24 protein-coding genes are annotated in these 23033 nt (G+C 59.3%); 13 read left to right on the forward strand and 11 right to left on the reverse strand.

What is annotated here, in order from left to right; genetic code table 11:
* Positions 1 to 240: 240 nt before the first annotated feature.
* Both F3I21_RS03130 and fumA read left to right on the forward strand, forming a co-directional pair.
* A complete protein-coding gene (locus tag F3I21_RS03130) occupies positions 241 to 1752 on the forward strand; it encodes an anion permease (RefSeq protein WP_058769656.1) in 1512 nt (503 codons plus the stop codon).
* A gap of 164 nt (positions 1753 to 1916) precedes the next feature.
* Positions 1917 to 3560: a class I fumarate hydratase FumA gene (gene fumA, locus F3I21_RS03135; RefSeq protein WP_141495540.1), complete on the forward strand. Its 1644-nt coding sequence runs from the start codon at positions 1917 to 1919 to the stop codon at positions 3558 to 3560.
* A gap of 70 nt (positions 3561 to 3630) precedes the next feature.
* On the opposite strand, the gene F3I21_RS23145 is transcribed toward fumA, so the two are convergent.
* Both F3I21_RS23145 and F3I21_RS03140 read right to left on the reverse strand, forming a co-directional pair.
* Positions 3631 to 3795, reverse strand: a complete 165-nt coding sequence (locus F3I21_RS23145) for a hypothetical protein (protein WP_021506344.1) — start codon at positions 3793 to 3795, stop codon at positions 3631 to 3633.
* 167 nt (positions 3796 to 3962) lie between these two features.
* Positions 3963 to 5483 (reverse strand): aldehyde dehydrogenase family protein, encoded by a 1521-nt coding sequence (locus tag F3I21_RS03140; RefSeq protein WP_150058280.1) that lies wholly within the window; start codon positions 5481 to 5483, stop codon positions 3963 to 3965.
* A gap of 272 nt (positions 5484 to 5755) precedes the next feature.
* On the opposite strand from F3I21_RS03140, the gene F3I21_RS03145 reads away from it, so the two are divergent.
* Entirely contained in the window at positions 5756 to 6319 is a 564-nt protein-coding gene (locus tag F3I21_RS03145) for a class I SAM-dependent methyltransferase (protein ID WP_150058282.1), read from the forward strand.
* Here F3I21_RS03145 and F3I21_RS03150 read toward each other — a convergent pair.
* The gene (locus F3I21_RS03150; RefSeq protein WP_150058284.1) at positions 6307 to 7020 is read right to left on the reverse strand and encodes a glutamine amidotransferase; all 714 of its coding nucleotides are present in this window, start codon (positions 7018 to 7020) and stop codon (positions 6307 to 6309) included. The two genes, F3I21_RS03145 and F3I21_RS03150, sit on opposite strands and share 13 nt — an antisense overlap.
* Before the next feature lie 186 nt (positions 7021 to 7206).
* Between F3I21_RS03150 and F3I21_RS03155 the strand changes: the two genes are divergently transcribed.
* The gene (locus F3I21_RS03155; RefSeq protein WP_058757622.1) at positions 7207 to 8091 is read left to right on the forward strand and encodes a DMT family transporter; all 885 of its coding nucleotides are present in this window, start codon (positions 7207 to 7209) and stop codon (positions 8089 to 8091) included.
* A gap of 46 nt (positions 8092 to 8137) precedes the next feature.
* Positions 8138 to 9499 (forward strand): CoA transferase, encoded by a 1362-nt coding sequence (locus tag F3I21_RS03160; protein ID WP_150058286.1) that lies wholly within the window; start codon positions 8138 to 8140, stop codon positions 9497 to 9499.
* 4 nt (positions 9500 to 9503) lie between these two features.
* Here F3I21_RS03160 and F3I21_RS03165 read toward each other — a convergent pair whose 3' ends face one another.
* The 3 genes from F3I21_RS03165 to ghrA are packed head-to-tail and all read right to left on the reverse strand — an operon-like array spanning position 9504 to position 11784.
* A complete protein-coding gene (locus F3I21_RS03165) occupies positions 9504 to 10061 on the reverse strand; it encodes a molecular chaperone (protein ID WP_150058288.1) in 558 nt (185 codons plus the stop codon).
* 27 nt (positions 10062 to 10088) lie between these two features.
* A complete protein-coding gene (locus F3I21_RS03170; RefSeq protein WP_021506351.1) occupies positions 10089 to 10826 on the reverse strand; it encodes a phosphatase in 738 nt (245 codons plus the stop codon).
* A gap of 19 nt (positions 10827 to 10845) precedes the next feature.
* Positions 10846 to 11784 (reverse strand): glyoxylate/hydroxypyruvate reductase GhrA, encoded by a 939-nt coding sequence (gene ghrA, locus F3I21_RS03175; RefSeq protein WP_150058290.1) that lies wholly within the window; start codon positions 11782 to 11784, stop codon positions 10846 to 10848.
* Between the two features lie 207 nt (positions 11785 to 11991).
* On the opposite strand from ghrA, the gene treA reads away from it, so the two are divergent.
* Positions 11992 to 13668 carry an alpha,alpha-trehalase TreA gene (gene treA, locus F3I21_RS03180; protein WP_150058292.1) on the forward strand — a complete coding sequence of 559 codons (1677 nt, stop codon included), beginning with the start codon at positions 11992 to 11994 and terminating at the stop codon, positions 13666 to 13668.
* 243 nt (positions 13669 to 13911) lie between these two features.
* On the forward strand, positions 13912 to 16008 hold the full coding sequence (locus tag F3I21_RS03185) for a TonB-dependent siderophore receptor (RefSeq protein WP_150058294.1): 2097 nt from the start codon (positions 13912 to 13914) through the stop codon (positions 16006 to 16008).
* Between the two features lie 62 nt (positions 16009 to 16070).
* On the opposite strand, the gene F3I21_RS03190 is transcribed toward F3I21_RS03185, so the two are convergent.
* Positions 16071 to 16319 carry a GlsB/YeaQ/YmgE family stress response membrane protein gene (locus F3I21_RS03190; RefSeq protein ID WP_021506355.1) on the reverse strand — a complete coding sequence of 83 codons (249 nt, stop codon included), beginning with the start codon at positions 16317 to 16319 and terminating at the stop codon, positions 16071 to 16073.
* Positions 16320 to 16503: 184 nt separating this feature from the next.
* Between F3I21_RS03190 and F3I21_RS03195 the strand changes: the two genes are divergently transcribed.
* Complete coding sequence (locus F3I21_RS03195) at positions 16504 to 17238, forward strand: flagellar brake protein (RefSeq protein WP_058757616.1); 735 nt, start codon at positions 16504 to 16506, stop codon at positions 17236 to 17238.
* Positions 17239 to 17327: 89 nt separating this feature from the next.
* On the forward strand, positions 17328 to 18455 hold the full coding sequence (locus tag F3I21_RS03200) for a mechanosensitive ion channel family protein (protein ID WP_127833936.1): 1128 nt from the start codon (positions 17328 to 17330) through the stop codon (positions 18453 to 18455).
* A gap of 15 nt (positions 18456 to 18470) precedes the next feature.
* Here the strand turns inward: F3I21_RS03200 and emtA are convergent, their stop codons facing one another.
* On the reverse strand, positions 18471 to 19100 hold the full coding sequence (gene emtA / locus F3I21_RS03205) for a membrane-bound lytic murein transglycosylase EmtA (RefSeq protein WP_072208977.1): 630 nt from the start codon (positions 19098 to 19100) through the stop codon (positions 18471 to 18473).
* Positions 19101 to 19263: 163 nt separating this feature from the next.
* Here emtA and ldcA point away from each other — a divergent pair, with 163 nt between their 5' ends.
* A complete protein-coding gene (gene ldcA / locus F3I21_RS03210) occupies positions 19264 to 20187 on the forward strand; it encodes a muramoyltetrapeptide carboxypeptidase (protein ID WP_058776494.1) in 924 nt (307 codons plus the stop codon).
* 23 nt (positions 20188 to 20210) lie between these two features.
* A complete protein-coding gene (locus tag F3I21_RS03215; protein ID WP_021506360.1) occupies positions 20211 to 20873 on the forward strand; it encodes an MBL fold metallo-hydrolase in 663 nt (220 codons plus the stop codon).
* On the opposite strand, the gene F3I21_RS03220 is transcribed toward F3I21_RS03215, so the two are convergent.
* Positions 20874 to 21287 carry a GNAT family N-acetyltransferase gene (locus F3I21_RS03220; RefSeq protein ID WP_150058296.1) on the reverse strand — a complete coding sequence of 138 codons (414 nt, stop codon included), beginning with the start codon at positions 21285 to 21287 and terminating at the stop codon, positions 20874 to 20876.
* Positions 21288 to 21308: 21 nt separating this feature from the next.
* Positions 21309 to 21692 carry a hypothetical protein gene (locus tag F3I21_RS03225; RefSeq protein WP_150058298.1) on the reverse strand — a complete coding sequence of 128 codons (384 nt, stop codon included), beginning with the start codon at positions 21690 to 21692 and terminating at the stop codon, positions 21309 to 21311.
* Between the two features lie 218 nt (positions 21693 to 21910).
* On the opposite strand from F3I21_RS03225, the gene F3I21_RS03230 reads away from it, so the two are divergent.
* Positions 21911 to 22267 carry a DUF4186 domain-containing protein gene (locus tag F3I21_RS03230; RefSeq protein ID WP_010617204.1) on the forward strand — a complete coding sequence of 119 codons (357 nt, stop codon included), beginning with the start codon at positions 21911 to 21913 and terminating at the stop codon, positions 22265 to 22267.
* 18 nt (positions 22268 to 22285) lie between these two features.
* Here the strand turns inward: F3I21_RS03230 and F3I21_RS03235 are convergent, their stop codons facing one another.
* On the reverse strand, positions 22286 to 22465 hold the full coding sequence (locus F3I21_RS03235) for a hypothetical protein (protein ID WP_031279245.1): 180 nt from the start codon (positions 22463 to 22465) through the stop codon (positions 22286 to 22288).
* A 203-nt stretch (positions 22466 to 22668) separates the two neighbouring features.
* On the opposite strand from F3I21_RS03235, the gene F3I21_RS03240 reads away from it, so the two are divergent.
* Entirely contained in the window at positions 22669 to 22998 is a 330-nt protein-coding gene (locus F3I21_RS03240; RefSeq protein ID WP_150058300.1) for a hypothetical protein, read from the forward strand.
* Positions 22999 to 23033 lie beyond the last annotated feature (35 nt).

Raw genomic sequence — 23033 nt, forward strand, 5'->3', positions numbered from 1 at the left:
AAAACGTTAAAACAAAAAACCCGCTAATAAATTTATTGATCCAGATCAAAATAGATATTTTAATTAATCGCATCATAGCGTCATTCAATTGATAATTCGCGAAGCAAAATTGCAATAACGAAGATTCATGTAAAAGACACTTTAAAACGTCCCGGTTGATCTGCTACAAGCGTTTCGTAACTAAAAAAATCAACCCGACCGGGCCGTCAATCGCATTCCCATAACTTGCAGACCAAAACTATGAATACACAAACAACCCAGAGTGAACCCCTAAAGGCGCCACCTGCCGCACCGGGGAAAAAGAACCGGCTCGTCATGTTGTGCCTGCCGATCGTGGTTGCCGTGCTGTTGCTGCTGGTACCTACCCCTGCCGGGCTGGAGCCGTATGCATGGCACTTCTTCGCCATCTTCGTCGGGGTGATTGTCGGCCTGATCTTCGAACCGCTGCCGGGCGCGGTCATCGGCCTGACCGGCGTGGTGATCATCGCGCTGTTCAGCCAGTACGTGCTGTTCAGCCCGGCAGAACTGGCCGATCCGAAGTTCAAAACGGCCGGACAGGCGTTTAAATGGGCGGTGAGCGGCTTCGGCAACTCCACCGTGTGGCTGATTTTCGGCGCCTTCATGTTTGCCGCCGGCTACGACAAAACCCAGTTCGGTCGCCGCCTGGCGCTGATTCTGGTGAAATATCTCGGCCGTCGCAGCCTGACGCTCGGCTATGCCATCACCTTTGCCGACCTGCTGCTGGCACCGTTTACGCCGTCCAACACCGCGCGCAGCGGCGGGACGATCTATCCCATCATTGCCAACCTGCCGCCGCTGTACGGTTCTAAACCTAACGACCCAAGCGCACGCAAAATTGGTTCTTACCTGATGTGGGTTGCTATCACCGCCGCCTGTATCACCAGTTCAATGTTCCTCTCCGCGCTGGCCCCTAACCTGCTGGCGCTGGCGCTGGTAAAAAGCGTGGTTGGCTTTGATATCTCGTGGGGCATGTGGTTCCTCGCCTTCCTGCCGCTGGGTATCCTGCTGATTCTCACCATGCCGCTGCTGGCTTACTGGCTCTATCCACCAGAAGTAAAAGTGAATGACGAAGTGCCACGCTGGGCTAAAGCCGAGCTGGAGAAACTGGGTCCGCTGTCGCGCAATGAAATTCTGCTGCTGGTGTTCGTGGTCGCTGCGCTGATGATGTGGATCTTCGCCACTGCGTGGATTGAACCGGCGATGGCCGCCCTGCTGGTTATCGTGCTGATGCTGTGGACCGGCGTGCTGAACTGGAACGACATCACCAGCAACAAAGCCGCCTGGAACACCTTCGCCTGGTTTGCCACGCTGGTCGCACTGGCTGATGGACTGGCGCGCGTGGGCTTCATCGCCTGGCTGGGTAAAGAGGGTGCGCTGCTGCTGCACGGCTACGACCCGCAGGTTTCCGCAGTGGTACTGCTGGTCGCCTTCTACCTGCTGCACTATCTGTTCGCCAGCACCACGGCGCACACCACCGCCCTGCTGCCTGCCATGCTGACCATTGCCGCCTCGATTCCGGGCATCAACATGCCGGTGTTCTGCCTGATGATGTGTACCTCACTGGGTGTGATGGGCATTATCACCCCGTACGGCACAGGCCCAAGCCCGATTTACTACGGTAGCGGCTACCTGCCAACCAAAGACTACTGGCGTCTCGGTACCATCTTTGGTGCCCTGTTCCTGGTGGCGCTGATGGTCATTGCCTATCCGTGGATGGTGATGATGTTCTGATGATGTTGCTTTGATGTTAAAAACGCAGCCGCGTGACAACGTTAAAGTGGTATGATACTCGCCAGTCAGCTCTTGCCGCGGACTGGCGAGAGAAAATCGAATAACAGATCGCCTAATTTGTCGCCCGTCATGCTGGCGGGCAACACGAAGCTAAGTGAGCCAACATGTCGAACAAACCCTTCTACTACCAGAATCCCTTTCCTCTCGCCAAAGATGATACCGAGTACTATCTGCTGAGCCGCGACTATGTTTCGGTGGCCAACTTTGACGGTGAAGAAGTCCTGAAAGTCGACCCGAAAGCGCTGACGCTGCTGGCGCAGCAGGCGTTCCACGATGCCTCTTTTATGCTGCGCGCGTCACATCAGCAGCAGGTGGCGTCGATTCTGGCGGACGATGAAGCCAGCCAGAACGACAAATACGTGGCGCTGCAGTTTCTGCGCAACTCGGAAATCGCCGCCAAAGGCGTGCTGCCGACCTGCCAGGACACCGGTACCGCCATCATCATGGGTAAAAAAGGCCAGCGCGTCTGGACCGGCGGCGGCGATGAAGCCGCGCTGTCTCAGGGCGTTTACAACACCTTTATCGAAGATAACCTGCGCTACTCGCAGAATGCGCCGCTCGATATGTACAAAGAGGTCAACACCGGCACCAACCTGCCGGCGCAGATCGATCTCTACAGCGTTGACGGCGACGAATACAAATTCCTGTGCATCGCCAAAGGTGGCGGTTCTGCTAACAAAACCTATCTGTATCAGGAAACCAAAGCGCTGATCACACCAGCGAAGCTGAAAAACTACCTGATCGATAAAATGATGTCGCTCGGCACGGCGGCCTGTCCGCCGTACCACATTGCGTTTGTCATCGGCGGCACTTCCGCTGAGAGCACGCTGAAAACCGTGAAACTGGCGTCAACCCACTATTACGATTCGCTGCCGACCGAAGGCAACGAACACGGTCAGGCGTTCCGTGACGTGCAGCTGGAACAGGAACTGCTGGAAGCCTCGCAGAAACTCGGCCTCGGCGCGCAGTTTGGCGGTAAATATTTTGCTCACGATATCCGCGTGGTGCGTCTGCCGCGTCACGGCGCATCCTGCCCGGTAGGCATGGGCGTTTCCTGCTCGGCTGACCGCAACATCAAAGCCAAAATTAACCGCGAAGGCATCTGGATCGAGAAGCTGGAAGACAATCCAGGCCGCTATATCCCGGAAGCGCTGCGTCAGCAGGGTGAAGGCGAAGTGGTCAGCGTCGATCTCAATCGCCCGATGAGCGAGATCCTCGCCCAGCTCTCCGCTTACCCGGTGGCAACGCGTCTGTCGCTGAACGGCACCATCATCGTGGCGCGTGATATTGCGCACGCCAAACTGAAAGAGCGCATCGACAACGGCGAAGGTCTGCCGCAGTACATCAAAGATCACCCGGTGTACTATGCGGGCCCGGCGAAAACGCCGGAAGGTTACGCGTCCGGTTCACTCGGTCCGACCACCGCCGGCCGCATGGACTCCTACGTCGATCTGCTGCAGGCTAACGGCGGCAGCATGGTGATGCTGGCCAAAGGTAACCGCAGCCAGCAGGTCACGGATGCCTGCCATAAACACGGCGGCTTCTATCTGGGCAGTATTGGCGGCCCGGCGGCGGTGCTGGCGCAGCAAAGCATTAAGAGTCTGGAGTGCGTGGAGTATGCCGAACTGGGCATGGAAGCGATCTGGAAAATTGAAGTGGAGAACTTCCCGGCGTTCATCCTGGTGGATGACAAAGGCAATGACTTCTTCCAGCAGATCCACAACCAGTGTGCTGCCTGCGTGAAATAAGCCGGCCAGCAATAAAAAAATCCGCGGCGTAAAAGCTGCGGATTTTTTTGTCTGCCAGCCCCTGCGGCGCTCACACACCGCGCAGCTGCACGTCCAGCAACAGATCGGCATCGTCGTCGTTCTGGCCAATCACGTAGATCGCCTGGCGGCCCGGCAGATTTACGGTAATGATATTCTCTTCGACCGCATCCAGCACTTCGTCGTGCTGCTCCTGAAAGTGGTACAGGGTGTTCATCTTCTCTCCTTAAAAACGGTGCGTTACTGTATAAACTCACGCCTCTTAATATCGACAAGACGCGTCTTAATAACAGGGGGAATAATCTGTTTTTTCTGTCAGCACTGTGACAGAGCTGTGTGACGTTGCCATGAAGGCGGCAGCGGCGCGCACCGCTGCCGGTTAAATCAGAAAAAGCCGAGAGGTTGCGTGCTGTAGCTGACCAGCAAATTTTTGGTCTGCTGATAGTGATCGAGCATCATTTTGTGGGTTTCACGGCCAATACCGGATTTTTTATAGCCGCCAAACGCGGCGTGCGCCGGATAGAGGTGATAGCAGTTGGTCCAGACGCGACCGGCCTTAATCGCGCGACCTACGCGGTAAGCACGGTTAATATCGCGCGTCCACACGCCCGCACCGAGGCCGTAAATCGAATCGTTGGCGATGGCAATCGCTTCCGCTTCGTCTTTAAAGGTCAGCACGCCGACCACCGGTCCGAAAATCTCCTCCTGGAAGACGCGCATGCTGTTATCGCCTTTCAGCAGCGTCGGCTGAATGTAGTAACCGCTGGCAAACGCCTCACCGATTTTCTCCACCCCGCCGCCGTGCAGCACCTGCGCGCCCTCCTGCTGAGCAATCTCCAGGTAAGAGAGAATTTTGTCGAACTGCTGCTGCGACGCCTGCGCGCCGATCATGGTCTCGGTATCGAGCGGATCGCCACGTTTAATGGTCTGGATGCGCTTCATCACCGCCGCCATAAACGGCTCAAAAATCGACTCCTGCACCAGCGCGCGTGACGGACAGGTACAGACTTCGCCCTGATTGAGGAAGCCCAGCACCACGCCTTCGGCCGCTTTTTCGATGAAGCTCTCCTCCGCCTGTATGATGTCTTCGAAGAAAATGTTGGGCGACTTGCCACCCAGCTCGACGGTGGACGGGATCAGGCTTTTTGCCGCCAGCTCAAGAATGTGGCCGCCGGTGGCAGTCGATCCGGTAAAGGCGATCTTGGCAATACCCGGATGCGAAGCCAGCGCCTCGCCGGCCTCTTTGCCGTAGCCGTGCACCACGTTAATCACGCCCGGCGGCACCAGGTCTTTAATCAGATCCATCAACAGGGTGATGGAGAGCGGCGTCTGTTCGGCGGGCTTCAGCACCACGCAGTTACCGGCACCCAGCGCCGGCGCCAGTTTCCACGCCGCCATCAGCAGCGGGAAGTTCCACGGGATAATTTGTCCGACAACCCCAAGCGGCTCATGAAAGTGGTAGGCGGCGGTGAACTCGTCGATTTCTGCCGCGGTGCCTTCCTGGGCGCGCACGCAGCCGGCAAAGTAGCGGAAGTGGTCAACCGCCAGCGGCAAATCAGCCGCCAGGGTTTCACGTACCGGCTTACCGTTATCCCAGGTTTCATTGACCGCGATGGCTTCCAGATTGGCTTCCAGCCGGTCGGCAATTTTCAGCAGCAGCAGCGAACGCGCCTGCGGCGAGGTTTTACCCCATGCGTCCGCAGCGGCCTGTGCGGCGGCCACGGCGTTGTCGATATCCTGTTTATCCGAGCGCGGAAATTCGCCGATGGTCGAGCCGTTGATCGGCGTGGTGTTAACAAAATAGTTACCGTTCACCGGCGGAACAAATTCGCCGTTGATGAAGTTGCCATAACGCGATTGCAGGTGGATGAGAGAACCGGTTTCTCCCGGAGCAGCATAACGCATGGTGTTTCTCCTTGCGGGACAGAGTGGCGATTAACAACATTTAAACTTGTTATTAACATTGAGCGAACAATGCCAGCCTGTCAGATCGCTCAGCGGGAAACTGTGACCGCATCGAAGGAAAAGAGGGCATTAAGAAACGGCCCGGCCGTCACGCCTTAGCCTGCGCCTGTCGCAGACAGATAATTCCGAGTTTGGCCATAAGCGTGATGAAAAGCGGAACATGTGCGATTTGTGCGGTCAATATGAAGCAGACCCGTGAACAGGAGAACAAGATGCTGGCTTCAGCCCTGATGGTAATGCGCGCCAAAGCGAACTTCGTTCAGCAATTTATCCGCAATCCGCGCAAAATGGGCAGCATCACGCCCTCTTCAGCCGCCCTGTGTCGCGCCATGTGTGAAACGGTCAACTGGGAGCACAGCCTGCGCATTGCCGAGCTGGGCGCCGGCGACGGCGTGCTGACCCGTCATCTGCTGGCACATATGGCAACGCAGGCGCAGCTGGATGTGTTTGAAATCAGTCCCGAGCTGGTGAAAGGGTTACGTCGCTGGAACGATGCGCGCATGCAGGTGCGCGCCTGCTCCGCAGAGTATCTGTCCGGGGAGTACGACGTGATTTTTTCCGGCCTGCCGCTGCTGTCGCTGCCGCCCGCAACGCGCGACGCCATTCTTAGCGCGGTGCATGAAGGACTGGGGCCGCGCGGCGTGTTTGTCCAGTTTCAGTACACCTCGCTAACGCAGCCCAGCCTGTCACGCTACTTCACGTGGCAGCGCCAGCGGGTGCTGAAGAATATGCCACCCGCCTGGGTTTATCGCTGTACGCGGCATTACGCGCCCTGAGCCTGCGCCTGCGGGCGCGTCTGCTGCCAGAAACGCTGCAGCAGCTCGCGCGCCCAGTCTTCGCCAGACAGCTGCGCGCCATCATCGCTGACGCCGGAAGGCAGACAGGCGGTCATGATGTTATGGTCGAATTCCGGATGGAACTGCACCGACAGCGCCTGCGGCGAGTAGCGCAGGATCTGACAACCATCCAGCGCTGAACGCGCCAGCACCTGTGCCTGCGGCGGCGGTACCAGCACCGACTGGCGGTGCGACAACCACGCCGGGAAGGTCTCTGGCAACTGTGCCAGCAACGGATCGCGGTGCGGAGTGCGCGTCAGGGTTTTCAGCCCGCGCTCCCAGCCGTTCGGGTTATCACCCACTTTCCCGCCCAGCGCATAGGCCATCAGCTGATGACCATAGCAAACGCCGAGCAGCGGCAGTTGCGCGTCGATGGCCGCACGAATCCAGGCGGCGGTGCGCTCGCTCCAGTCGGCGTGATCGGTCACCATCGCCCAAGAACCACTGAAAATCGCGCCGCTGATGCCAGAGAAAGCCGGCAGCTCTTCCCCGAGATGCGGCCGCACAATGACATAATCATCCGGCTGTAGCGCGAGGGCTTCAATAAACCACTGCGGTTGTTCACCAATTTTTGCCACCACCTGCGGCGGCGGCGTTTCGAGTTGAATCAGAGCAAGGGGTAAGGTGCGGGTCTGTGTCATGCCGAATACGGTCCTCAAATGATCGTGTTTCGGACATCCACTCTGACAGTAAATTTGCCCTCTGTCCTGGATTTTTCGGCATAAGCTAATGCCATTACGAAAAAAAGCGTCGCCCGCGTGCGCCAACCGATCGCCTTCGTGCCATCATTAGACGGTGACAACATCGATAAAACAAAGGACAGCAGCGTGGCGGTGCGGCATTTTTTTCTGGTTCTGATGGTGGTGTGCATCTGGGCGTTCAATAACGTGGCGATAAAGTGGGGATTGCTGGAGCTTCCGCCGCTGTTTCTGACCTGGATGCGCTTTGTGGTGGTGGCAATTGTGCTGGTGCCGTTTTGCCGCATCACGCGCGCCCAGCTGCCGTGGCTGCTGACGCTGGCGTTTACCTTTGGCTTCATGCACTTTTCGCTGCTGTTTGTCGGCATGCGCTATACCGATGCCGGCACCGGCGCCATTGTGGTCCAGCTGGGCACGCCGATTGCCATGCTGCTGGCGATGGTGGTGCTGAAGGAGAAACTGCGACTGGTGCAGCTGTGCGGTATCGCCATCTCGCTGGCCGGGGTGGTGGTGCTCTCCGGCAGCCCGACAATTCCGGCGTGGTGGGTGCTGTGTATTCTGCTGTGCAGCGCCACCGGCTGGGCGGTGAGCAACATGATTGTGAAAAAGTCACCGCCGATTAAACCGCTGACGCTTACCGGCTGGATCTCCTTCCTTGCGGTGCCGATTGTCGGCGCGGCCTCGTGGCTGACTGAATCGCAGCAGTTTACCGCGCTGAGCCACGCCGGCTGGCGCGGCTGGTTTGGCATCCTGTACAGCGCCCTCGCCTCATCGATTGTCGCCTATACGCTGTGGTACGCGCTGCTGAAAAAATATAACGTCAACCTGATCATGCCCTACTCGCTGCTGACGCCGGTGCTGGCGGTACTGATGGGCGTGCTGGTGCTGGGCGACAGCATGAACAGCTTCAAAATTCTGGGTGCGTCGCTGGTGGTGCTGGGGACGGCGATTGCGGTGATTAACCTGCGTAACCTGCGCATGCATGCCCGCTTTCCGCGCCTGCGCCGCCGCTGATCCACTCTGCTATGCTTGAAGCTTGCGTGTTTTCCGGAGGTTTAGCATGGATTCTCAACGCGCTGCCGCATTGTGGCAGCAACTGTGGCAGGGATTGCGGGGTGCGGAACACGCGCCGACGATCCACTTTCTTCAGACCGACAGCTTCCCCTCGGCTTTTGCCGTTAGCGAACTCGCCGCCACCAGCATCGGCCTCGCCAGCCAGGCGCTGAGCGATCTGCTGGGGCGTCCGGCCCCGGTCAGCGTCAACGTCCGCCTGGCCTCGCGCTGGTTTCAGCACAGCCTGACGCCGCTGAACCGTCCGCCAGCCGCCCAGTGGGATGCGCTGGCCGGTGACTATCCGTGCGAGGATGGCTGGATCCGCCTGCACACCAACGCACCACACCATCGCGCCGCCATGGCGCGCGTGCTGGGCGAGCACGCCGATCGGTCATCGCTGGCGGCGGTGGTGGCACGCTGGCAGGGACACGCGCTGGAGCAGGCCGTGGTCGACGCCGGCGGCTGTGCCGCCTGGATGCGCAGCGCAAAGCAGTGGCAGCAGCACGCGCAGGGACTGGCGGTAAGCGAAGAAGCGCTGATTGCCCAACGGGCAACCGGCGAAGCGCCCACGCCGGGCTGGGCGCTGCTGCCGGCGCGGCCGCTGCTGGGCGTGCGGGTGCTGGATCTGACGCGCATCATTGCCGGACCGGTAGCGACCCGCTTTCTGGCCAGCCTCGGCGCGCAGGTACTGCGCATCGATCCGCCCGGCTGGCGTGAACCGACGCTGGAAGAGGAGATCAACTGCGGCAAACGCTGCGCGCAGCTGGATATCAAAACCCGCGCCGGGCGCGATCGGCTGATTACGCTGCTACAGCATGCGGATGTGCTGGTGCACGGCTACCGCGCAGACGCACTGGAAAAGCTGGGGCTGGATGCGGAGAGCCGTCAGCGGCTGGCGCCGGGGCTGGTGGATGTCAGCCTCAACGCCTGGGGCTGGCACGGGCCGTGGCGCAACCGGCGCGGTTTTGACAGCCTGGTGCAGATGGCCTGCGGCATCGCCGAACAGGGTATGCGCTGGCAGGCAGGCGTTAAACCGACGCCGCTGCCGGTGCAGGCGCTGGATCACGCCACCGGCTATATGATGGCGGCCGCGGTGCTGGAAGGATTACGCCAGCGCCGCGTTAACGGCACCGGCTGGCAGGCGCGTTTGTCGCTGGCGCGTACCGCGCTGCTGCTTCAGCAGCACGGCGCAGCGCCACAAGGCGAACAGCGCGGCATCACGCCGCAGCCGCACGATGCGCTGAGCGCGCTGGAGATCAATCGCTGGGGGATTGGCGAGCGCCTGCGCGCCGCGGCTTATCTGCCCGGTACGCCGATGCTGTGCGCGGCACCGGCGCAGCTGCCCGGCAGCAGCCATCCCTGCTGGTGACGACTCAGGCGTCGTCGCCCTCTTCACGCAGTTCGTCATACATCGCCTGAATCGCCTCACGGCTCAGCGCCGCCAGCGTGCGATAAAACGCGGTGGTGGCGTGGGCTTCCACTTTACCGAGGAAGGCACCGCACCACGGCAGCAGGTAGTCATCGAACAGCGCCAGCTGGGCTGCCGCCTCATCTTCCGCAGACTGATCTTCCAGCCAGGAGGCCGCCAGCAGCAGCACGCCAAAGTGATCGGCCGGCGACTCGCTCAGTGGCATACCGCGTGAGGTTAAAAACGCCCGCACCCCGGCTTCCTGCGGTCCGTTCGCCCACTGTGAGGCGTACGGCGGTACGCTGCAGTCGCTGCCGACGAACAGCGCATTGTAATCCGCCGCCAGCGCCTGTGGATCGCTATTCTGCTGCAGCCGGGTCAGCAGTTCATCCTGCTCCAGCGGCCACTGATCTTTCAGTTTGCCTTCGCGCAGCAGGGTGAACAGCGGCACCAGCAGCGGGTCCTGCGGCTGGCGATTAAACAGCGAGCCGATGACGCGGCAGAGAATGGAAAACTCATTCATGCAACAGAATTCCTTGAGGCAAAAAAGTTAAAAGTCGGCAAATTCCGCAATGTGTTTGCCGGTGCGCTGTTCGAGAAAGTCGAGCAGGCGACGCGGCGTGACATTTAACACGCGATCCTGCGGAAAATCCACTTCGCGCGTAATACGCAGGCAGTGTTCGAAATCACCGAGCGTAAAGGCGGTGTGCGAATCGGAGCCAAACGCCAGCCGGCCACCGGCGTCACGCACCGCTTCCGCAATCGCGCGGCAGTTAGGTTCACTGCCCGGACGCGAATGGGTGAACGACGAGTTGTTGATCTCCAGCGCCACATCGTAGTGCGCGGCGGCTTCCGCGATGGCGCGAATATCCACCGGGAATTTTGGGTTGCCCGGATGGCTGATGATGTGCACCAGTCCGCTGGCCATGGTGGCGATCATCGCTTCGGTGTGGTGAGCCTTGTCGCGCGGCGCATAGACCGGCTCGTGGAAGCCAGCGACGATCAGATCCAGCGCATCCAGCATCGGCCCGCTGCAATCAATCTCACCCTGCTGATTTTTGATGTTGGCTTCAATGCCGCGCAGCACGCCGACGCCGTCAATCACGCGCGGCCAGATGCGCATATTCACAAAATGCCAGTAGTGCGGCGCATCGGCCATGTCCGGACCGTGATCGGTAATGGCGAACAGCTTCAGGCCGTTCTGTTTCGCCTGCGCGACGTAATCGTGCAGCGTGCTGTAAGCATGGGTGCTGGCCACGGTGTGCATATGTAAATCGACGGGATACATCCTCTTCTCCTCTGCTGAATTAATAGCCGCGCTGGCGATCGACCAGACCGCGCGGCTGTTGGCCCTGCTCCAGTGCCGTGATGGCACCGGCGATATAGTCCATCGCCTCATGCGGCAAGGTGGTGGCGGCATTATGCGGGGTAATCATGACACGCGGATGAGACCACAGCGGACTCGCGGCTGGCAGCGGTTCCACCTGGAATACGTCCAGCGCGGCGGCGGCCAGCTGACCGCTCTCCAGCGCCGCCAGCAGATCGGCCTCCACCACGTGCGCACCGCGCGCGAGGTTGAGGAAACAGGCGCCGCGCGGCAGCGCGCTAAGAAACGCGCCATCGATCAGATTGCTGGTTTCCGGCGTGGCGGGCAGCAAATCAATCAGTATCTGCGTGCCGGCCAGGAATTGCGTTAGCTGGTCGCGGCCATGAAAGGTGCTGACACCGGCAATCTGCTTCGGCGAACGGCTCCAGCAGCGCAGCGGAAAGCCCCACTGCTGCAGGCTCTCCAGCACGCTGCGGCCGAGCACGCCCGCCCCCAGCACGCCAACAGTAAAATTAGCACGTTCGCGGTCCGGCAGCGGCTGCCAGCGCGCATGTTGTTGCTGCTGCTGATAGTCGGCGAAGCGGCGAAACCAGCCCAGCACGCACCAGTTCGCATACTCCTGCATCTGGCGTGCCATGCCGGTGTCTTCCAGCCGGTAGAGCGGCACCGCATCAGACAGCATCTCAGGGTGCGTGCGCAGCTGCCGCAAAATTTCGTCCACGCCGGCCCCCATGGCGAATACGCCACGCAGCGCCCGTCCCGCCAGCATCTCCACCGGCGGCGATCGCACAATGGCGTAGTCGGCAGGCGCACTGTCGCCCGGCTGCCAGTGGCGGATGCGCACCGCCGGCAGTCGCTGGCGCATGCCGTCCAGCCACGGCTGCGGATTCAGTGACGGGTGATACCAGATGATCTCCATACTGCTCTCCTTTTTTTTCTTTCAGCCTCAGTCAAATAGCGGCGCAGGGCAAGTAAAAACCCGCACCGCACCGCAATTTTCCGGCGATTAATCGCGAAGGCTTCACATTTCCGCCGCTGCAAAAGGCTAAGCGGCGCGTTAACGTCTAAAGTTGTTCGGGTGGTCAATGCGTTAGCGCACCACCTTTTCGGACAAGGAGAAAAACCGATGATAAAAAATGTAGTGTTTACGCCTGCGCGTCTTACCCTGTTGCTCAGCGCGGCGCTGCTGAGCGCGTCTGCTGTGCACGCTGAGGATAACAGCCGCATGCTCAGCGCCCAGCCGCAGCCGCCGGATGTGCGACTCGGCCCACTATTCAGTGCCGTGCAGCAGGCCAGATTTTATCCGGACCAGAAAACCTTTGCCGATGCGGTCCCCAAATATGACCCGGCGTCGATTCTCGCCGACTGGCAGATGCAGAAAAATCAGCGTAATTTCGATCTCAGGCGCTTCGTGGATACCAACTTCACCCTGCCCAAAGCGCAGGATAAATACGTGCCGCCCGCCGGCCAGAGCCTGCGCGCGCACATCAATGGCCTGTGGCCGGTGCTGACGCGCAGCACGCCAACGGCCAGCCAGTACGATTCGCTGCTGCCACTGCCGAAACCGTACGTGGTGCCAGGCGGGCGTTTCCGCGAAGTCTATTACTGGGACAGCTACTTCACCATGCTCGGGCTGGCAGAGAGCGGCCACTGGGATCGGGTGCAGGATATGGTGGACAACTTCGCCAGCGAGCTGGACAAGTACGGCCACATCCCTAACGGTAACCGCAGCTATTATCTCAGCCGCTCGCAGCCGCCGTTCTTCAGCCTGATGGTGGATTTGCTGGCCAGTCACAAGGGAGACGACGTCTACCGCCAGTATCAGCCGCAGCTGCAAAAAGAGTATGACTACTGGATGGCGGACAGCGACAAGGTGGCTGCCGGCCAGGCGAGCAAGCGCGTGGTGAAGCTGAGCGACGGCACCCTGCTCAATCGCTACTGGGATGACCGTGACGTGCCGCGCACCGAATCCTGGCTGGACGATGTCAACACCGCGAAAAAAGCGCCTGAGCGCAATAAACAGCAGGTGTATCGCGATCTGCGCGCGGGCGCCGCCTCGGGCTGGGACTTCAGCTCACGCTGGTTCACCGATGCGCACAATCTGGCCTCGATTCGCACCACCCAGCTGGCCCCGGTTGACCTCAACAGCCTGCTGTTCCACCTGGAGCAGACGCTGGCGAAAGCCGCGAAGCTGGCAAAGCAGAATGACAAAGCGCAGCAGTTTGCGGCGGATGCAGAGAAGCGCCAGGCGGCGATCAATCGTTACCTGTGGGATGACAAACAGGGCTGGTATGCCGACTACGATGTCCAGAAAAAGCAGGTGCACAATCAGCTCACCGCCGCCACGCTGTTCCCGCTGTATATGCAGCTGGCGGGCGACAAACAGGCGGAACGCACCGCTGCCGCAGTGGAAAAACAGCTGCTGAAACCAGGCGGGCTGGTCACCACGACGGTAAACAACGGCCAGCAGTGGGATGCGCCTAACGGCTGGGCCCCGCTGCAGTGGGTAGCGGTCGAAGGTCTGGAGCACTACAAGCAGAACCAGCTGGCACAGCAGATCGGTCAGCGCTTCCTGCAAAATGTGCAGCAAACTTACGATCGCGAGCACAAGCTGGTCGAGAAGTATGTGGTCGACGGCGCCCAGCTGGGCGGTGGTGGCGGCGGCGAGTATCCGCTGCAGGACGGCTTTGGCTGGACCAACGGCGTAACGCTGAAGCTGCTGGATAAGTATTGTCCGAAAGATAAAACCTGTAACAGCACGCGCGACATCCCCTCAATGCCGACGCTAAACGCGGCGAAATAACCCTGACGTCAGGTGCGCCGCCTTGCGCACCTGCTTCTCAGGCCCGATGCCACAGCCAGGCGATGACCACGCCCGGCGCTGCAGCATCCCCTGCGCATCACACTTTTCCATTACTTATCTTTTACATCTTGAAACACCCCTTACTAAAAGATAATAATTCTCAATCTTAAAATGACTCTTTTTCTCATCGTTAACCGCCGCGCTGGTGTGGTGCGGCTTTTATTCTCTGCCAAAGGAATCATTATGACCGCGCTGTTCCCCCTTAACCGTGGCCGGCTGCTGTGCGCGCTGGCGCTGGCGTTTCCGGCACTCGGCGTAGCCGAACCCTCTCTGGTGGTCACCGCACAGCCGCAGGAGAGCGCCACCTCGCCCACGGCGGGCTATCTCGCCACCCGCAGCGGCGCCACGAAAAGCGATCGTCCACTCCTCACCACGCCGCAGTCCATTTCCGTGGTGACGCGTCAGCAGATTGACGATCAGGGCGCGCAGGATCTGAACCAGGCGCTGGGCTATACCCCGGGGGTTTTCACCAACTTTGGTGGCGCGGCCACGCGTTACGACACCATTTCGCTGCGCGGTTTCCACGGCGGTGACGTCGACAACACCTTCCTTGACGGTCTGCGCGTGATGAGCGACGGCGGCAGCTTCAACATCCTGCAGGTGGATAACTGGTTCCTTGACCGCATCGACGTAATTAAAGGCCCCTCTTCTGCCCTTTATGGTCAGACGGTGCCAGGCGGGCTGGTGAACATGGTCACGAAGCGGCCGCAGTTTGCTTCACAGGGCCATTTACGCTTCGCCACCGGCAGCAATGCCAGTAACAGCGCCGCCTTTGATTACACCGACGCGATTAACGATCAATGGGCGTACCGCCTGACCGGCATCACGCGCAACAGCGATACCCAGTACGACCACACGCGCGAAGAGAAATACGCGCTGTCACCCCAGCTGCTGTGGCAGCCGGATGAAGACACCAGCCTGCTGCTGCGTGCTTATCTGCAAAAAGATCCCTCAGGCGGCTATCACGGCTCGGTGCCGGCGGAAGGCACGCTGTACAGCCACAATGGCCGCTGGCTGAGCGACGACTTTTATGAGGGCGACAGCGCGCTGGATCAGTTCAAACGTCATGAGCAGATTTACGGCTACGACTTTTCGCACCGTTTCGATGAGGTATGGTCGGTGCACAGCACCGGCAGCTACAGCCATTCCAACGTGGCGCTCGACCAGGTGTACCAGATTGGCTGGAACAGCGACAATCCGGACCTGCTCAATCGCTACTACTCCGGTGAGCGCTCTTCGCTCAGCGCGTGGGCGACTGATAACCAGCTGCAGGCGGAGTTTGCCAGCGGTGCGCTGCAGCATCGCGTCACGCTCGGCGCGGAGTATCACCGCTACAAAAATGATCTGAGCGACGCCAGCGGCGCTGCCTCACCGCTGAATGCCTGGAGCGGCGAGGCCATCGGCAGCCAGCCGGATTACCTCTGGACAGCACAGACGCGCCGCTACTATCAGAGCGGCCTCTATCTGCAGGATGAGATGGCGTGGCAGCGCTGGCATCTGGATTTGTCTGGTCGCTATGACCGCATCGTGTCAGAGAATGGCAATAGTCGTCGTCAGGACGATCACGTCAGCGGCCGCGCCGCGCTGCTGTACGCCTTTGACAACGGCGTGTCGCCGTACGTCAGCTGGAGCCAGGCGATTACCCCGGCTTCGCTGACCGATCCCGACGGGAATCAGCTGAAACCGACCACCTCAGAGCAGTATGAAGCCGGGGTGAAATACCAGCCGAACGGCACGCGCGATCTCTACAGCGTGGCCCTGTACGATCTGACACAGAACGATGTGGCCAACCGTAACGTGCAGGACGGCACCTACACCCCGTCCGGCAAAGTGCATGCACAGGGCATTGAACTGGAGGCGCGCAGCCAGCTGACCGAACGGTTCAGCACCATTGCCGGTTATACGCTCAACCATCTGCGCTTTAAGGATTCCGTGGACGGCAACGATGGCCATACGCCGTACGTCACGCCAAATAGCATGGCGTCGCTGTGGGGGCATTATCAGTTTGATTACGGCCTGAGCGCGGGTGCCGGTGTGCGCTACATTGGCCGCCAGTGGGCCGATAACGAAAACACCACCCGTTTGCCGTCGGTGACGCTGTTTGACGCCTCGCTGCGCGCCGATCTGGGCGCGTGGCAGTCGAGTTTGAAAGGTGCATGGCTGCAGCTGAATGCCCGCAATCTGACGGATAAAAAGTATCTGGCAGCCTGCTACGGCACCGGTTACTGCTATCGCGGCGCGGAGCGGACGCTGACCGCCACAATCGGCTACGATTTCTGACGACATAAAAAAATCCGCAGCCCCGGACGGGACTGCGGATCTTGTTGAATCGTGATTTGGCGTCAGCTGCGGACTTTACGGTAGATCCACAGCACCACAATGGCACCGATCACCGCGACCACGAAGCTGCCAAAGTTGAAGCCGTCGACCCGGCCAAAGCCGAACAGGGTACTGATCCAGCCGCCCACCACCGCACCGACAATCCCGAGTACCACGGTCAAAATAAATCCGCCGCCATCTTTACCTGGCATGATCCATTTAGCGATAATCCCGGCAATCAGACCAAAAATAATCCATGAAAGAATACCCATTTGCTGCTCCTTACGTTATGAATCAAGGTGTTCATCGCGCTAAGTATAGCCGGGAATTTTTTCTCTGCTACATCAACATCATGATGAATTCGTTCACGCCGGCTAAAGCTTTTACCGCCCCGGTCGATAACCGACGAAGAGCAGTGGCACTCGTAAAATAGCAATCGGACAGGTGGAGCAGGACGTGAAAGACGCCGATAAAGAACAATATCTCAAGCGCGGTACGCTAGCGGTGTTGAACGTGATGAAGGATTTGTTGCGTTATCAAACCCTGCTGATGGTCAATTTCTCCCGTGGTCAGTTCATCAGCCGGCTGCTGGCCGCGGATGAAGATCGGGTGATTTTTGATCTCGGCAGCAACGCGCTGGACAATGATTTGGCACTGCAGGGTGGCGAAGTGAATATTGCGGCCGAAACCCACGGTGCCAAAGTGGAGTTTGGGCTGCAGGGATTAACCCGCATCGATTATGACGGCCTGCCCGCCTTTGCCGCCGCGCTGCCCGACCTGGTGTGGCAGATTCAGCGCCGGGAGTTCTTTCGCGTCAACGCGCCGCTCGAACCAGTATTCTACTGCCACAGCCAGTGGCCGGACGGCAGCACCGCGCGCTTTCGCCTGCAGGATCTGTCGCTTGGCGGCGTCGGCGTGCTGCTGGATGAGGCGCTGCCGGAAGGTCTTAACCGTGGCGATACCTTCAAAAAGCTGCGCGTTGAGCTGGGCGAATATGGCCAGTTCGAAGTGACCGCACAGCTGCTGCACATCGGCGAGCGCAGCACCGTGACCAGCAAGAACGAAACCCGCATCACGCCGCGGCTTAGCTTCCGTTTTACCGCCATCGAACCGGTGCAGGAGCGTCAGCTGCAGCAGGTGATTTTTGCGCTGGAACGGCTGGCGCGCGACAAGGCCAATCGCTTCCAGTAAACCGCCGGCGTCCCGCGCGGCGCCAGCGTAGTCTATGCTTTCTCCTTGCACATTCTTTTCACCGGCTCCCAGCAAGGAGATTCTCCCCAATGGAAAACTGGCTTTCTGCCCATCGTTTACAACTTATCTTTCTCAATCAAAACTTCTGGATTAATAGCGCCATCATTGTGTTCGGCACGCTGATTGTTTACTGGCTGCTGCGCACCGTCATTCGTTTTGTCTCTAACCGTATCGCCCACTACAGCGAACAGCGCCACGTGCGCTTCACCGGCATTCTGGTGGAGATTCTGCGCAGCACCAGTCAGCTGCTGCTGCTGATCTTCTCGCTGCTGATCGCGCTGAAATTTGTCGACCTGCCGGACAGCTGGAGCGTCGCCATCGCCCACGGCTGGTTCCTGGCGCTGATTCTGCAGCTCACGCTGTGGATTGACGGCGGCATTCGCCTGTGGCTGCACTCGTTGCTGCGCGATCCGCTGCACGTGCGCAATCCGGTCACCACGGTGATCCTCGGTATTCTGCTGCGTGTCGTGGTGTGGGTGATGATGCTGCTGGCGATCCTCTCCAATATGGGGATCAATATCACCGCGCTGGTGGCCAGCCTCGGCGTCGGCGGTATCGCCATCGCGCTGGCGATTCAGACGGTGCTGAGCGATGTGTTCGCTTCGCTGGCGATTGGCTTCGATAAGCCCTTTGAGCACGGCGACTTTATTGTGTTCGGCGACATCGCTGGCTCCATTGAGCACATTGGCCTGAAAACCACCCGGCTGCGCAGTCTCGGCGGCGAACAGATTGTCTGCTCCAACACTATTCTGCTGCAGCAAACCATCCACAACTACAAACGCATGCAGCAGCGACGCATCGTGTTTAAGTTCGGGATTAATTACGGCACGCCGGCGGAGAAAGTGCGGCAGATTGGCGGCATGGTGCAACGCATCATTGAAGGCGTGCCGGACACGCGTTTTGATCGCGCCCATTTCCTGTCGTTTGACGAATCGCAGCTGACGTTTGAGGTGGTCTATTTCGTGCTGAGCGCCGATTACAACAAATACATGGACATTCAGCAGGAGATTAACCTGCAACTGATGGCGCAGCTGGAGCAGAAACAGATTCGTTTCGCCTTCCCGATGCGCCGCGTGGAGTTCACCGGCGGCGTGCTGCCGCGCATTAACCTCAGCGATGCCTCAAATGAGGCTGCGGCAGAGCGCGCACAGCACTGAGTCCCGCCAGCGGCATTAGCCGATGGTGCGATAGGCGGTGGTGACTTTCCACAGGTAGCGCGGCGCCTGGGCGGCCGGATGCTTGTTCTGCACGTGCTGGTAGAACTCATCCGGCGTCATGGCGTTGATCATTGCAATGGCGCGATCGCGGTCGCGCGAGAAGGTGCGTAGCAGCGCGCCGGCGCCGTTGGCATAGGAAACAATGGTGGCATAGCGCAGCGTCAGCGGATCGCGAATGCCCGCCAGCGCGGAATCCTGCAGAATCCGGATATAGGCCGCGCCGATATCAATATTTTTCGCCGGGTCGCGCAGCTCGGAGTTACTCGGCTGGCCGTGGCGTCCCTGTGCGCGATACACCTCGCGTCCGGCGGTGGCGGCTTTGATCTGCATCAGCCCGACCGCGTTAGAACGGCTTACCACGGTTGGGTTGCCCCCGGATTCGACACTAATAATGGCGCTGATCAGCTTCTCATCAACGCCATAATGACTGGCGGCATCTTCGGTAAACAGTGACCATGCATCATTCACTTTCGACGGCGGCGCCTGGGTTAATGGCGTATTCTTCTCCGGCGTCACCGGTTTTTCCGGCTCGCTGGCACAGCCAGCCAGCAGCAAAGCAGACAGCATAAGTAGTCGAATTTTCACTGATTTTCGGTTCCGCTATAAGATTGGCGCAAGCTATCATAACCATGACGGTAAAAGGTAAAATTACCGTTTATCCTAAATACGTAAAAAACCTTGTGCTACCGTGACTTCGGTAACGCATTTCGTCATCATCGGCAGGCCAACACACAGCAGGATGGAAGTTATGCTCGCCCCTCGTTCAATACGCCTCATCGCCCCTTCCGGTTATTGCCACAATCAGGACGCCGCCCGGCGCGCGGTGGAGCGCCTGCAGGCGGAGGGCCATCAACTGCAAAACCCGGAAGCCATTACGCGCCGCTGGCAGCGTTTTGCCGGTGATGACGCGCAGCGCCTGCAGGATGTGAATGCGCTGGCGTCGCTGGCGTCGCTGCCGGATATCGTACTGGCGGTGCGCGGCGGCTATGGTGCCTCACGCCTGCTCGATCACCTCGACTATGTGGCGCTGCAGCGTCGCCTGCTTAATCAGCCTGTCGCGTTGTGCGGCCACAGTGATTTCACCGCTATTCAGCTGGCGCTGCTGGCGCAAACCGGGCTGATCACCTTCAGCGGACCGATGCTGGCCGGCAATTTTGGCGCGGAGGCTTTATCTGAATTTACCGTCAGCCACTTTTGGCAGGCGCTAACATCTCCTACAGTCAATCTGGCGTGGCACAGCGCCAGTCCGGATCGCGGCCGCTGGCAGGGCACGCTGTGGGGCGGCAATCTGGCGATGATCTGCTCCCTGATTGGCACGCCGTGGCTGCCGCAGATTGAAGACGGCATTCTGGTGATCGAGGATGTGAATGAGCATCCGTTCCGCATTGAGCGTATGCTGATTCAGCTGCAGCAGAGCGGTATTCTGGCGCGCCAGCGAGCCATTGTCACCGGCAGCTTCACCAGCACCGCCCTGTCCGATTACGACAATGGCTTTGATTTCGCCACGGTGTGGCAGCGGTTGCGTGATGAGTACCAGATTGCGGTAATCAGCGATCTGCCGTTTGGCCATGATGCCGATACCGTGACGCTGCCGCTCGGCGCCAGCGCCACGCTTGAGATTGACCAGGGCGCCGCGCGGTTAGCCTTTACCGGCCATCCGACGTTGCGCTGACGTGTTGCCGCAGGAGACCGCTATTGAAGCCGCTGTACGAAGACTTGTGGATCTCCACGCCGGAATTTCCCGCCGAAGAGACGGCTAATGATTTAATGATGCACGGGTTTATGCTGCGCCATCCGCGCGGCAACCTGTTGATTGGCCGCGTTGAGCAGCTGCTGGATCATGAAGTGCTCGCGGACGCGGGCGGCGTGATTCGCCACTATTTTACCCACTGGCACGAAGCCGCGCCGGGCGCGCGGGCCATTCAGCAGCGCTTCAATAGTGCGCTGTATTGCCACAGTCGCTCGCTCGGCCCGGTGAGCCTGGTGATTGAGCCGGACGAAACCTTCACGCATCAGGACGTGCACTTTGGCGACTTTCACCTGCTGCCCACGCCGGGCCACACGCCGGGCAGCTGCAGCTACCTGTATCACTCACCGCTCGGCCAGACCTACCTGTTTGTCGGCGACACCCTGACGCGGGATTACCATCGCTGGATTAGCGTGCTGGTGCCGGACAGTAATCCTGCGGAGCTGCAGCAGTCGCTGGAGCTGTACCGCTCGCTGCGTCCGGATGTGGTGCTGATGAGCACCACGCGCGGGCATCTCTCCTGGGCGAAGGTCGATTTACAGAGCTGGCTGGCCGCGATTGATGAAGCGGAACAGTCGCCGCTGGACCTGCGCCAGCAGCCACTGCTGTGATTACAGCGTCTTGCTCATATAGTGACGCTGATGTTCGCGCGGATAGTGATCAAGGCTAAAACGTAGCGTATAGCCAAGCTTTTCATAAAACGGCCGCGCCTGAAAGCTGGCGGTATCCACCTGCGCGTAACGGCAGCCGCGTGCGCGGGCTTCCTGTTCGGCTGCCTGAATCAGCTGGCTGCCGGCGCCCTGCCCGCGTAACCCATCGCTGACCCACAGCATATCAATGCGTAACCAGTTGCCATAGGTTGAGCCCGTCAGTCCCGCCAGCTTTTTCCCGGCGCCGTCTTTAATGAACACACCGATGGCTTTCATCTCATTGACGTCAATAAAGCGGCTGTTGAAGGCGTTCAGGCCGAGGCGCATTTCATCCAGATCCTGATGCGTGACGCTATCCGTAACGTTTAATTGCATGGTCGGTTCCTTGTGGCGGCATTATGAAGAGGGGTGCTGGCGGTCGTCGTAGCGCTCCAGCGACAGAATATCAGCATCGCGTTTTTCCGTGCGGTTGCAGGGCAACAGCTTATCGCTGTCGGCGTAGACGAAAAAGGTTTCGCCGCTGTTTTTATTCACGATCAGCTGATCGCCATTGCGGAAACGGGTAATGGCGACCTTATCGCCGTCCTGCAGATGCGTGCGCTGCTGCCCGGCGGCAATCTGGAAATGCCGGGTTGGCCACATCAGCGTGCTGAGACCGTAAGCGGCACGCGATACCGTCATGGTAGGGCGGCCCGGGCAGGTGATCTGGAATTCGCTTTCGCTCCACGCGGGGGCAATCTGGCAGGCCATCAGGAACGCGGCAAGGGTTATCGCCTTCATGGGTGTTCTCCACTGAGGTTAGATCATGATTTTACAGGAATTTAATTGACCAGAGAGTAACATACAACCGTCGCCGGTGCGGTAATCTGCGACCGCAGGTCAGCCAGTGCGGGCAGTAAGAACGCCTCCACGACACTGATTTTGTGAGGTTTTATGCGATCGGGATATCTTTGTAACGAGTTAAGTAAAATGCGTTAAGATCGCGTCAGGAGGATGTTATGCGAGACGAACAGGCATTATTCGCGCGGCTGGCGCAATCGCCGTTTCGCCGCCGCTTCCATTTAGGCGCGAAAGAGCGACAGTACTGTATTGAGAAAGGCCCGGCGGTGATCGATCAACACGCGGCCGATTTTATCCAGCAAAGACTGGCCGCAGCCGAACCAAAGAATGATGGCAAACAGACGCCAATGCGCGGCCATCCGGTGTTTATCGCCCAGCACGCCACGGCAACCTGCTGCCGCGGCTGTCTGGCAAAATGGCATGGCATTGCTGCGCATCAGCCGTTAACGGCAGAGCAGCAGCAATATATGGTGCGGGTGATCCACCGCTGGCTGGTGGGTGAAATAAATGGTTAAGACCGGGATGGGATGGAGCTACTCTGCCGCGACCTGCGCGGCCACCAGCATCAGCGCCAGTCCGGCATCGTCTGGATCGAAACGCTGCATAACTTCATGGATCGCCGTCACGCAGTTCATCACCTGCTGTTTTTTGTCGGCGTCTAACTTATCAATCGCGTGCTGAAGAATCATTAAACTGGCTTCTTCTTCTCTCATGGATTTACCCTTGTTTTGCTTACCTGGTGCGCAACGCTGGCAAGAATAACGTTTATCTGCTAGCAAAGTCACCCCTTTACATGCTTACCGCTTAACGATTAAACAAATGGCAAATGGGCAGTGGCGTCAGACATGCTATGATCGGATCAGTGGCGCGCATCGTCAGGCCAGCATAAATCAGGGAATGCACCAGGAACAGGACCATGTTAAGACTCAGTTTTCTACTCACACTTATCCTGCTGGCTGGCTGCAGCTCCACGCCGAAAGGCGTCGATTGCCCCGGCGAGGTCGCAACGCTCTATGGTCAGTCGCTGGGCCACACCGAAGGGCGCATTTTCGATTTGGTGAATTCGTTTTCGGTGGCGCGCGATGGCGTAACGCTGAGCAGCGGCGCACTGCACTCCACCGACCGTTTCCGCTATGTCCCTTCTGCCGTGACGCCGGAAGGCTTTTATGCACAGCGGCTGAGCGACAAGCAGTTCCGCCTGATCAACCCGACGCGTAACACCATGATTACCTGGACGTGTCCATAAGCCGTGCGTGGCGCGCGCAGATAGTTTATTGTCAG

This window comes from Pantoea sp. B_9, from assembly GCF_008632015.1.
GTDB lineage: Bacteria > Pseudomonadota > Gammaproteobacteria > Enterobacterales > Enterobacteriaceae > Pantoea > Pantoea dispersa.